At 49.4% G+C, this 11,789-nt stretch carries 7 protein-coding genes; 5 read left to right on the plus strand and 2 right to left on the minus strand.

The window, feature by feature from the left end; all coding sequences use genetic code 11:
* A partial coding sequence (locus CSQ89_RS03115; protein ID WP_099404734.1) for an IS256 family transposase occupies window positions 1-889 on the minus strand: 889 nt, incomplete at its 3' end.
* A gap of 841 nt (window positions 890-1,730) precedes the next feature.
* Here CSQ89_RS03115 and CSQ89_RS03120 point away from each other — a divergent pair.
* The 3 genes from CSQ89_RS03120 (at window position 1,731) to CSQ89_RS03130 (ending at window position 8,062) form a co-directional block, all read left to right on the plus strand.
* Window positions 1,731-1,982, plus strand: coding sequence for a hypothetical protein (locus CSQ89_RS03120; protein WP_099404735.1), 252 nt, complete (start codon window positions 1,731-1,733; stop codon window positions 1,980-1,982).
* Window positions 1,982-7,048, plus strand: a complete 5,067-nt coding sequence (locus CSQ89_RS03125; RefSeq protein ID WP_099404736.1) for a TcdA/TcdB pore-forming domain-containing protein — start codon at window positions 1,982-1,984, stop codon at window positions 7,046-7,048. The genes CSQ89_RS03120 and CSQ89_RS03125 overlap by 1 nt, the downstream gene beginning before the upstream one ends.
* 309 nt (window positions 7,049-7,357) lie before the next feature.
* Window positions 7,358-8,062: a hypothetical protein gene (locus tag CSQ89_RS03130; protein ID WP_099404737.1), complete on the plus strand. Its 705-nt coding sequence runs from the start codon at window positions 7,358-7,360 to the stop codon at window positions 8,060-8,062.
* A 301-nt stretch (window positions 8,063-8,363) separates the two neighbouring features.
* On the opposite strand, the gene CSQ89_RS03135 is transcribed toward CSQ89_RS03130, so the two are convergent.
* Window positions 8,364-9,230, minus strand: coding sequence for an MBL fold metallo-hydrolase (locus tag CSQ89_RS03135; RefSeq protein ID WP_099404738.1), 867 nt, complete (start codon window positions 9,228-9,230; stop codon window positions 8,364-8,366).
* A 310-nt stretch (window positions 9,231-9,540) separates the two neighbouring features.
* On the opposite strand from CSQ89_RS03135, the gene CSQ89_RS03140 reads away from it, so the two are divergent.
* Together CSQ89_RS03140 and CSQ89_RS03145 are read left to right on the plus strand one after the other, a co-directional pair.
* A complete protein-coding gene (locus CSQ89_RS03140) occupies window positions 9,541-9,888 on the plus strand; it encodes an ArsR/SmtB family transcription factor (protein ID WP_099404739.1) in 348 nt (115 codons plus the stop codon).
* A gap of 59 nt (window positions 9,889-9,947) precedes the next feature.
* A complete protein-coding gene (locus tag CSQ89_RS03145; protein ID WP_099404740.1) occupies window positions 9,948-11,645 on the plus strand; it encodes a SulP family inorganic anion transporter in 1,698 nt (565 codons plus the stop codon).
* Window positions 11,646-11,789 lie beyond the last annotated feature (144 nt).

The following is an 11,789-nucleotide window of genomic DNA, read 5'->3' on the forward strand; positions in this document are numbered from 1 at the left end:
TTGGCGCGGTGTAGATCGGCCGAATCGCAGCTGCCAATGGCTTGCGATCCTTCCAATTTGCATAGTCAAGGCTGTTCCGGATCAGATGGACGATGCAGGTCTGTAAGGTCGTGGCAGGAAATACTGCGCCTAGTGCCTCGGGCATGCCCTTGAGGCCATCTGTCACGGCGATCAGGATGTCGTTGACGCCACGCGTCTTGAGATCGTTGAAGACTTTCATCCAGAACTTGGCACCTTCGGTGTTCTCGATCCACAGACCCAGGATGTCACGCGTGCCATCGGGCAGCACGCCCAATGCCAAGTAGACTGCCTTGTTGCGCACCACGGCGTCTTCGCGGATCTTCACCCGCAGTGCATCGAAGAACACAACCGGATACATCGGCTCAAGCGGTCGAGCTTGCCAGGCGGTGACTTCCGCCATGACCTCATCAGTAATCGAACTGATGAACGCCGGCGAGACTTCCGTGCCATATTGCTCGCGTAGGAAGCCCTGAATGTCACGTACGGTCATACCTCGGGCATACATGGCGACAATCTTGTCGTCGAAGCCGGTAAAACGGCGTTCATGCTTGGGAATCAGCCGCGGCTCAAAACGGCTGTCGCGATCGCGAGGGATTTCGATTCGGATTGGACCATCCTCAGTCAGGATGGTCTTGGCGCCCCAGCCGTTGCGTTGATTGGTAACGCTATTTGGCTTAGGCGCACCGGTTGGATAGCCAAGATGGTGGTTCATCTCGGCAGCCAGTGCCCGTTGAATCAAGGCTTTCTTAAGGGCTGTCGTAGCGGTATTGATGGTCTCAGTCGTCATGGGCTCGTTGCCGAATTGCTCCAGCAGTTCGGCGGAAATCGACGGCAAAGCTATGGGCTGGGCTTTCTGTTTGCGAGGCATACACTCTCCTTGGGAGCATGATATGCCCTGAACACGAAATTACTGACAGGTCCCTCTCTACATTTTCTGGCACCCGGCCTTGCTTCATTACCTCGTTGTGCTGCCATTCTTTTCCCCCTCCCAAGCCAGATACCCACAAGTCCTAACCGGTTGCGGAATACGACGCGATTCTTTCCCAATGCAGCAGCATCGCAACCGGACAATTAGTTCAGCACCACTGGTCATTCCCTTTTTGACCTTCCGCAGCTTGTAGCAACGGTTGGATATGCCAATACGAAATTTGAGGAAACAAATGTCAAGCCGGCAGAAGAAAGCCAGGCTTGTGATTTATATCGCTATATGGGGGATTTCCTTGCCTGACAGAAGCGAGCATAAAACCAGTCAACTTAATAAAAGACTTATTTTCAGTAGAAAGCATGCCAACTTGATGGTTTGAACGAACTAGTCAATACATTTAAGCCAAAAATCTGATCGTGAATATTACCAATATTTGTTCCTATTCTGGGGCAAACAGGGGCACTCGCCCGACAAATACCTGCCTGGAAAGTTAAAAATCGACAAAAGCTGATTTTTTCGAAAGACCGTTATGATGTGCAACATTTAAGTTGAATATAACAAACACGGTCGACATACGCTTATCAAGCTGAAAGCGTTTTCTATGGGCGCAATGCCCAGTGTGACCTCTTCGACCTATCGTCCATGGCGTAAATCGCCAAATGAATTATATGGAGCGTCGAGTATCCCCTGCGTCATGGGACTAGGTGCTCACGCCAAGTACGAGTGTGTTTGTCGTGGCTTATTACAAGCTGATCTGACCATATATTCACTTGGAGGCATTCAAATGCAATTCGACCAAGGCAAACAGGCGCTTAATAAAGTCTCATTGGTAATGAAACCCCATTCGCTGGGTTTAAAAGCACGTTTTATGAACCCTCACCTTTACCGGTTGGCAAACATTTCGCAACCGGCATTGGCATTGAAGCATTGCGTGACGGCCAAGTCTACTTATGGCCACGTTCCAGTGCAGTACCAAAGTGTCGACCACCAGCTTTATCAACAGGCAACTCAGAAACGGGCTGGCGTGGGTCGTTGATGTTATTTACCTCGCCCGTTTCTGCAAAGAATCAAGTTGCTCAGTTTTCCTCCTATTGGCAACGCTTGCGCTTGCCTATTACGCTAATGCGTTGGCTAGTGCCATTGCTGTTACTTTTAGTCACTATGCCGGGCTGGGCAAGTCCGGTGGAAATTATGGATCTGAGTTCAATTGCACCGAATTTGCTTCGGGACACTTTTCTTTCACTAAAACCCCAGTTCGAAATGGCTGTTCGAAAAATACAAAATAGCAAATTTGGTGATGAAGGGGTTAAGAATTTTATTGATGTTAGCGTCACAAATAATCTTGATGAAGTGGCGGAACGCTATCAGAAATTGATAGATCAATACTGGCAAGATCGCCAGGTAAGACTATTTTTATTAACTGGGCATAAAGAACTTGATGCTAAGTTACAAGCAAAATTGAGTGGGGCTGATTTTAATGGAACCATTATCTATAATGCGCACGGATCTCCATTCAGGGTCGGAAAATATCCTATTAAGGATATTGTGGGAACGGTAGCGAGAGTTATCAAACCAACCAATGCGCCGCTGCAGAAGGTGTTCTTTGAAGCCTGCAATATGTCAAAAGAATGCTTACGATCTACTGTGAAATCCCTAGTGGATGAAAAAGTCCCACTGGCAGATGATTTTAAAATAATCGCCGCCACTACTTCATTGAGTGTTAATGATGAAAAAATTACTCATGTTGATCCTTATGAAGAAGAAGACTTGGCACACAATATTATTGTAGAAGGAAATTTAAAAAAAATACCCCCAAATGTCTATGTTAGCGCCGGGGATATCGGTGAAAATATATTGTTAAGCAACCTATTGAGTGATGATAAAACCTTGGCCAGACTACAGCAGCATGGTGATTATATGGTAGTGACCAAAGATGAAGCATCTAGGAATCAACCTGATTGGTCAGAACAGTTAAAAAAAGATTGGTCAGCTGAGGTAGATGTCGGATTTTTAGGGACTACTGCTAAGATGAAGGCAAAAGTAGGTGATTTATTCGATATTGGGGTGGCCTACAAAGACACAAAAAACTTTAACGGTGAAATTCTAAAATATACTAACCAATTGATAAAATATCCCGTAGAGTTGGGCACAGATTGGAAATTAAATCCTGAAATCCTTTGGCGTCACGCCGACAGAGAAGCAATAAAAAAGCTTTTCCAATTTATGCGGGAGAATAACATAAAAACTAGCGACATATTCATCAATGAGAATGATCCAAAAATAAATGATTTTATCCCTAATTATCAGAGTGCAGATAGATTTCAGAATCATACTTATTTTGCTAAAGGTGCATACGCCGATTTTATACTGGAAAACGTCGGACCGAGTTTAGGTAGAGTGGACACTAACAATCAGTTGCTTACACCCTCAGGTGATCTTGTCAAAATTGACAACAAGCCTATTACGCTTGACTTTGGTAAATGGGAAAAACCTGTTTTTACGCCGGGGAATACTAATGCTTCTAACTCTAGCTATGACAAACAGTTGATTGTCCAATTGCAAGGCGACGATGCCAGTTACGAAGCAGCGCGTAATCTATTCGGTAAGCATCCGAATAAATCAGACTGGGTGCAATGGCATGAGGGTAATCCAACCACTTCAAACTGGGATGGCAAGCAGCTGAATACACGAAATGGTTTACCCCAGAACAACCAAGGTGCCATACGTCTTGCTCTGATTGGCCACGGAAACGAGGACGATACTAAGTTCGGTGGTCTAGATTCTGATCAACTAGCGGATGTGTCAAAACAAGCGGTCGGCTCGGTCAAAAAAGGCCCAATAACGCGCCTTCGGCTCGATTTAGTGGGCACAGGTAAGTTTCAGGGAAACGATTTTAAGAATACGCTTCCTGAAAGCTTAGTTAAAACGTTAACCGGAATGCTAAAGACTGAACTGAAGCCAGAACAAATTTCCCTGATCGCGCGTAATGCCTTCGTTCGGGTCAACGCCCAGGGAAAGAAGGAATATTTCATTGCAGAATATGACGCAATTGGCGATTTGATACCCGAAAAAACTGGCTGGTATACTAAGGAAGAAGCCATTCGCTCCCTGATAAAACTCGACCTTATTTGGGATGCAAAGACGCAGAAATATGTGCAGAAGCCATCTCAGGCTAACGCCAATGCCGTTGCTGTAATCGATAAAATAATAGCGGATCCCCTGGGTAAGAATTTACCCAGCCCAAGCGGTTGCGCAGAGACGCGCAGTGCGTGTATTTCAGAAAATAATTATGCTGAAATCATTAAACAAGCCAAGGAACAAGCAAAAATAGCCCAAGACGTACAAGCTATCCAGGCCTTGAATGATGAAGTCTTTGCTGCTGATCCGAAAATCAACCAAAAGGATTCGGTAGTCGTGCTCGATAAGCTGATAGCCGATGGTAAGGGCGGTTATTCAGTGCCGGTGACGAATGTGCTCACCGGTGAGACAAAAAATCTAACCGTCCAGCACAGCAGCAAACTTGTGCCCGCACAGACCGCGCTGGCGGAGTTCAAAGCGAGTTTTGCGCAGCTGAAGCCGCTTGTTGAACCAGTGCCGGGCGACCCCCGAAATATCCGGCTGCGGGCAGGTGCTCATGCCCCCGAAGCAAGCAACGGCTTGAATACCGCGTTTGGCGCTCAGGCGCTGATGGCCTATCTGCGCGATGGACCAGGGCTGTCGCCTGCAATGCAGCTCAGTACCTATTGGAATCTCGCCGGTGTTGGAGTGGGTGCCGCAGAAGACATAGCTAAATTAGGCGTCGCGGTGAGAGAGGTTATGGCACCCGGTGCTGCCGTCAGCAAGAGCATGACTGGGCTGACTCGCGGTTTAGGGGGCCTCAATGTAGTGGCTAGCGTCGGTTCGATAGGTATTGATAGCTACAACCTAGCAACCTCTACAGACTATGTCAGCAATGTTGGTACTGGCATCTCGCTCGGTTTCAATGTCGCGTCATTCGGTGTGTCCAGCGGGGCTTGGGCGGTCGGTGCGGCTTTCCCTGCAGTAGCTGGGACTGCTGCGGGGTTTGGTTATTTGGCAGGGCCCATTGCGGCGTTGGGTTATGGTTTTAGTGCCCTGGGTATGCAGCTGGCAGTCAATCGGGAAAAGGTGCATGACGCGCTGGGTTATCTGGTCAAGACTGACCAGGCCTACGCTACGCCCGTCGCCCTTAAAGAGGGGGTGTGGCTGACCGATCCCCATGCCGTTGTCAGCCAACTCGATTTCCGTTCCGGCACTGTGACTTTTGGGAATCAGCGTTTACGTAGTACATCTGATAGTAGAAATGGATACACACCTAGACCGTGTCGTAGCGGCAAGAACGGGAAGTCGGGGCCGGATGATCCTGATGATAAAGCGTGCTTTGTTGATCTGCACGAGGCGCTGGGCAGCGGTAAGGCCGAGACTAAGTTCAACGCTGCAGCCGCAACAGAACTGGTATTGCCCATGGTGCCGGCTATCGTACTCGGGTACGAGTACCAAAATGGCGGTAGCTGGGCTTGGGCTGACGGAGAGAAAGCAACTTGCGATAAACTGTTTGCATCCTCCAAAAAGCTAAGTTGTTATGGTGGTAACGATGCAATAGCAAAATTGATACCGTCGTACGAGGCGCTTGACATCAAGCTTCTGCTCGACCAAAAGCCGCGCATACTCTGGTTCGGGCCATTGAACAAGGCTGAAGCCAAACCGATATTAGACAAGCTCAGTTATACCTTTGAAGGCAAGGGCGGCATCTACCTGCTAAAAGGTGTCCATAATGGTTTGAGTCAAAAACTAAGTCTGAAAGAAGCCCCCAACACGTCTACGCCATCCACTTTTGTCCTGCAGTTCAGCGATAGGACACTGGCTTATGACCCCGCTCTGACCAAGAATAAGCAAGCTCTGACGGTACTTAATGAAGGTGCAGAAGGAAATAATGTAGGGCCCTTCAAATTCACGGCATCAGATTCACTCCCCACTGTGACACTTCAAGGCACCGTTGGCACATGGGACATCGACCCTAAAACTGGCAACTACTGGCTTAGCGCGATTGATATGAGGGCTTATCCACAATTTGATGAAAAACATCTGAAGATAATGACGACCTCCGTCAAAGACTTCACCGTCCATACCCGTGACTTGGTCAAGGTGACCATGGGTGATGCGCCACCTAAGCCGCCTGCTAATTTGGATAATAAAGCCGACGCTGAGAGTTATAAGTCAAAACTCATAGAAGCTGCCAAGAACGCTACCCAAACTGTCTACGACAGCAAAGCGCACAGCTTGATCTCACTCGGCACCACTGATGCCGCCGTACAAAAAGGTAGCCGCATCGTCGGGCTCACACCTGAGCACGCCTTCTTTGTCAATGAAGCCAAAAAGATATTGTGGCGCACTGACCGTAGCAGCAATAAAGTCGATGCCAGCTATGCTCTGAACTATCTTTACACCGAGGGCAAAGAAACCGATGATCATATTGTGGCGGTCGAACTGGTTGATGATAAAACCATTAGACAAAACGTAAAGTTTAATGACGACTATGTCTCGTTGATCTATGCCTTAGAAGGTGACGGGCTAAAATTGATTGGCATACAGCCTATCAGCGAAAACCTAAATGGAAAAATGGGTCTTGCTAGTCTCGAGATGTTTGTCGGCCGATTAGCTGAAGCTTCCAAATTAGAAACACCGACAAAGTTGTCTAAGGTTCAACACTATCCAACAAAGCTAGCTGAGTGGGTATCGGTAGCCACGCCCGATAATAAAAACCGCGCCTTGGTCAATATGAGCCTACCAGCCCAAGTCTCGCTGTCCTTTGACAAGGCCGCAATAGACCTAAAGCCAATCAAAAGTTGGCCTGCGGATCAAGGACATGCGGCGCGTCTATTGTTATGGTCGCCTAAGCAACAATCGGCCTACTTTGTCACCCTATCGCGAGAAAATAATGGGCCTTACAAACAAGACAATAAGCAGCTTAAAACACCGCAAATCATATGGGCTGGGGAACGAGAAGGACAGGCTTACCTCGTTACCCAAGACAGTAAGCTCATCAGCGTAGACTCGCAGGGCAAAGAGACCGTCGTGCATTGACGCATCTCAACCACCCTGAGCATTGAAATGTTCACTACCAGTTGAGCGATAGCCTGAGGGAGATTCCCTTGGGCTACTCGATCACCTAGCCCAGATAAATATTGCGGTAGGAAATAAATAGCCACCTTGAGGAGACCTTTGAGTGCTTCCTTCCATGTGGGTGATAAGAGTGAACCATTTATCTCGGGGCATGACTTAGTATAGTTTGGCCACTACAGCTCAAGTAGGGAATTAGGTGATACCTAACGTTCTACAGTAACCCTAGACGGCCACTCAACGGGCTTTATTAATAAAAAGGTGAATTGAGTTATGCCTATTATCCATCCTCCTTTAGGTCGTTCTGACACAACAATTTCTTATGTTGACGCAGTCCCCACTGATATTGACGGTAATGAACCTATTTCTCGTATTAATGAGCGCTATTTAACACGTGAACAAAAAATGGAATTTAGCGCCAATATAAGAGGAGTGCTATCATTATACGAAGGCCATACATTTATTGGCCTGTACAACAAAAAATATGACAAAACATACATTTTGCCAACCACAAATGAAAAAGTATGGATTTTAATTGACTCAAATGGACATTGTAGGAACGGATGGGAAGTTATTGAAAATATGAACGCACAACCTAGATTTATTCGAGGTGCTATATTAGCACCGATAGTTGTTGAAAAATATGAAAACGATCATGCTTATACTCCAAGGATATATTCCAGCTATGAGAGCGATGATGGTGTAAGCAGAAAAACATCACATGACTATATGATTTATTTTTTGGAAGAAGAGGAATGTGTTGAGGATTATTATGGATTCTCACTAAGACAAGATAATGAAAACAAAGACCGTGTCAACCTAGTATGGGTTTCAGCAACACTGAACTCTAGGGATGAGCAGGGCGTTAGAAGAAGGGGTGCTAATGGAATCCCATTAATAATTCCGGGCGCACAAATGGACCCGAGCATTCAATCTCTAGTGAAAGAAAATATAAAAAGAAGCGGTTTTGAAGTATGATTTTTTCACACAAAATAATTCTCTGAATTTCTATTGTTCCAGTGTCTGTTCGTACTTCAACAGAAGCAGAATGAAAGAATATAGCCGTCGCGCTTGGGGGCGTGCGCTCAGAGCTTGTCAAAGGTGCCCCGTCCGTTTGTTCGCAACACATTTCCTGGGAAATTGTTCAGTCCTGCCAATTCATTGATACATTGAGTCAGGTCGGAAGCGATGTACTGTTTCACGTATATGCGCTGGATTTTCTGCTGGTGCTTGCTCTGACGAATTGGCGGTTTTCTAGTTGTGCAGTACACCCCCGCCTTTACAGGGCATCCATCGGTATACGGAGATAGCGTATGCCATTTGTATCCGCCGGAGGGAGTACGCCGGCGCGGATATTGACCTGGATGGCAGGCAAAATCAGCATAGGCATGCCTAATGTCTTGTCACGTTGGGTGCGCATGGCCACGAATGTTGCTTCATCTACGCCATCATGGAGATGGATATTGGCTGCACGTTGAGCGGCCACGGTTGTTTGCCACTGAGGTTTACGGTTCTCGGGCGGGTAGTCGTGGCATAGAAACAAGCGCGTCTGGGCAGGCAGATTGAGCAATTTACGCACCGATTGATACAACGTTGCCGCGTTGCCACCAGGAAAGTCACAACGTGCCGAACCCACGTCGGGCATGAACAGGGTATCGCCGATGAATACCGCATCGCCAACCTGATAGGCGAGGTCGGCGGGCGTATGGCCGGGCACGGCAATAGCACGCGCGCTTAGCGTACCGATGGCGAAGGTTTCGTCGTCCTCAAACAGATGGTCAAACTGGCTGCCGTCGGTGGCGAAATCAGCTTCAAGGTTGAACAGGGTTTTGAATACCTGCTGCACCGTGCCGATTTTCGCCCCGATAGCGACTTTGCCGCCGACTTGTTGCTTGAGCCATGCTGCTGCCGAGAGATGGTCGGCATGGGCATGCGTTTCCAATATCCAGGTGACCGTCAGCGAATGAGCATGCACAAAGTCGAGCACCTTCTGTGCGTTGTCATGTCCCGTACGGCCGGACTTGGGGTCGTAGTCCAACACCGGGTCGAGAATGGCTGCACTACCGCCCACTTGGTCATACACCACATAGCTGATGGTCCAGGTGGTGGGGTCGAAAAAAGCTTCGATGTGGGCTGGTTGAGACATAGACATTCCGACGAAATTAATCTGCTTGAGAATATATTGTTCGAATATATATTGTGCCAATGGCACGTTGGACGTAATGATGCACGTTGTTGCATGAATGAGGTATTGCCGCGTTATTGCAGCCGGGTTTGGCCGCTGCGCAAACAACGCCATAGAACCTGTCTAAAGTCTCGCGAGCTAAGGCAAGATAAGGCGAAAACAGCCGAGGAAGCGGAGTTTACACAGGGTAAATGAGCATTCCGAGGACGTTTTCAACGCCAGATTGCTGACGCGCAGCAGACTTTAGACAGACTCTTAGGGAGTGAGTGACATGCGTGAAGCGGTGTTGACCCAGGCTCAACTGGATACGCTGTGCCAAGCCGCGGATGCGGCAGCAACCTTGCTTAAACCATTAGGCAATGCAGATCGACTTTTATTGCTTTGCCAGTTGGTGCCTGGAGAAAAAAGCGTGTCGGTACTGGAGGCCAACACCGGCATTCGGCAACCCAGCTTGAGCCAGCAACTGGGTGTATTGCGCAATGAAAAGCTGGTCAGCACCCGGCGTGATGGCAAATACATTTATTACAGCCTGATCAGTGATGAGGCAATGCGGGTGCTCGCGTTGATGTATGAGATTCACTGTTCGAAAGGCGAGAAAGGCCCGGAACATGCAGATTGAGGGGCCGTGTGATAAGGCATGTAGTGGGGCGTTGACCTTGAACTGGCTGAGATACCACCATGCCTGAATGGTTGCGCCGGTACCGGCTAACTGACTTACCGCACGATCTGGTTGCCAGTGCGACATTGCTGGTATTGCTGGTGCCGCAAGGCTTGGCATATGCCCTGTTGGCGGGGCTGCCACCACAGGCGGGTCTTTATGCCAGCATTGCCCCGGTGCTTGTATATGCGCTGTTTGGTTCCAGCGCCACCTTGTCGGTGGGGCCGGCTGCCTTGCCCTCGTTGATGACGGCAACAGCGTTGGCTGGGCTGGCTATACCGGGCAGCAGCAATTGGGTTGGGTTGGCGGCCATGGTGGCGTTGCTGTCTGGCTTGCTGCGCCTTGCGTTGGCTGGGCTTAAATTTGGATTTGTAGCCAATTTTCTTTCCCAGTCGGTCGTCGGAGGTTTTGTTGCAGGTTCGGCCGTGTTGATCGTGCTGAGCCAATCACCCCATCTCTTCGGCGTGTCGGTTCACGGTGCGACGGCTTGGGAAATTCTGGTTTCCCTGGTCAATGCCTGGGCGGGCTTGAACAAGGCGGCGTTGATGCTGTCGGTGGCGGCATTGGCGTTGTTGTTGGCAGGTAAACGTTGGACACGGCCACTTTTACAACGCTTGGGTATGCAGACCAAGCATGCTGATCTTGCAGCCAAGGCCTTTCCAATTGTTGTCGTGGCTTTGGGGGGTATTGCGGTAAGCACCCTGCAGTTGGGCGTACGGGTGGTCGGTCACTTACCCCAGGGGCTGCCGCCTTTGGCGTGGCCCAACATTGACTTGCAAGCGGTACAAGCCATTTTGCCTGCTGTACTGGCGATTGCCTTGGTGGGCTTTGTCGACAGTTTCTCGATTGCACAATCACTGGCGCTGAAACGCCGCGAAACCGTCAATCCCGACCGTGAGTTGCTGGCGCTTGGGGCTGCCAACGCAGCGGCGGGTCTTACAGGGGGATTTCCGGTGTCAGCCAGTTTCGGGCGTTCTGCTGCCAATGAGCTGGCAGGTGCCCGCACCCAGCTGGCGGGTGTGCTGTCGGCTGGCTGGATGGCGCTGGTGCTTCTGGTTTTCACGGATTTGTTCGCCAGTCTGCCGCTGGCGGTGCTGGCGGCCACGATTGTCACTGCCGTTACCCAGATGATAGACCTGAGCGTGCTCAAGCTGGCGTGGCGTTATGACCGCCGTGATGCCGTGGTCTACCTGGCGACCTTCGCCGCGGTGCTGCTGCTGGGTGTTGTCGATGCCATATTGCTGGGAGTGGCGCTGTCATTGGCCTTGTTTATCTGGCGCACAAGCCAACCCCATCTTGCTGTATTGGGGCGGGTGCCAGGGACCGAGCACTACCGCAATATCCTGCGTCACAACACCCATGTCGTGCCTGAAGTGCTGGCGATACGGGTGGATGAAAGCCTTTATTTTGCGAATATCCGCTTTGTTCGTACCCGTCTGATTGCTTTGCTGCGCGAGCGGTCAGAAACACGCCATCTGCTGCTGGTGCTTTCCGCCGTCAACGCGATTGATGTCTCTGCACTACAGGGTTTGCGTGAGCTTAACCAGGGCTTGTTAGAGCAGCGAGTTGACTTGCACTTGGCTGAGGTCAAGGGGCCGGTCATGGATCTGCTCAAGCAAAGTGGTTTTCTGGATGAGCTTTCCGGCATTGTGCATCTGTCCACCTATACCGCCATGCAACACCTTAGTGCCGATCACTATACTGATTATGTCATTTGAACCAGTTAACAAACGTAACAAGACACATTAGTCTGAGGACATAAGCAAGGGTGGCGTGGCGATTGTTGGGGGCTACGAAGCGCTTGATAATATTGGCAAGGAGGTGTTGTTAGGACCGCTGCGAGCTATGGCTCGAGATGGAAT

Origin of the sequence: Chitinimonas sp. BJB300 (genome assembly GCF_002735695.1) — a bacterium.
In the GTDB taxonomy this organism is placed as follows: domain Bacteria; phylum Pseudomonadota; class Gammaproteobacteria; order Burkholderiales; family Chitinimonadaceae; genus Chitinimonas.

Excerpts from the sequence above, each read along its gene's own strand:
- CSQ89_RS03125 (WP_099404736.1), top strand. The coding sequence starts at position 1,982 with ATGTTATTTACCTCGCCCGTTTCTGCAAAGAATCAAGTTGCTCAGTTT.
- CSQ89_RS03130 (WP_099404737.1), top strand. The coding sequence starts at position 7,358 with ATGCCTATTATCCATCCTCCTTTAGGTCGTTCTGACACAACAATTTCT.
- CSQ89_RS03140 (WP_099404739.1), top strand. The coding sequence starts at position 9,541 with ATGCGTGAAGCGGTGTTGACCCAGGCTCAACTGGATACGCTGTGCCAA.
- CSQ89_RS03120 (WP_099404735.1), top strand. The coding sequence starts at position 1,731 with ATGCAATTCGACCAAGGCAAACAGGCGCTTAATAAAGTCTCATTGGTA.
- CSQ89_RS03135 (WP_099404738.1), bottom strand. The coding sequence starts at position 9,230 with ATGTCTCAACCAGCCCACATCGAAGCTTTTTTCGACCCCACCACCTGG.
- CSQ89_RS03145 (WP_099404740.1), top strand. The coding sequence starts at position 9,948 with ATGCCTGAATGGTTGCGCCGGTACCGGCTAACTGACTTACCGCACGAT.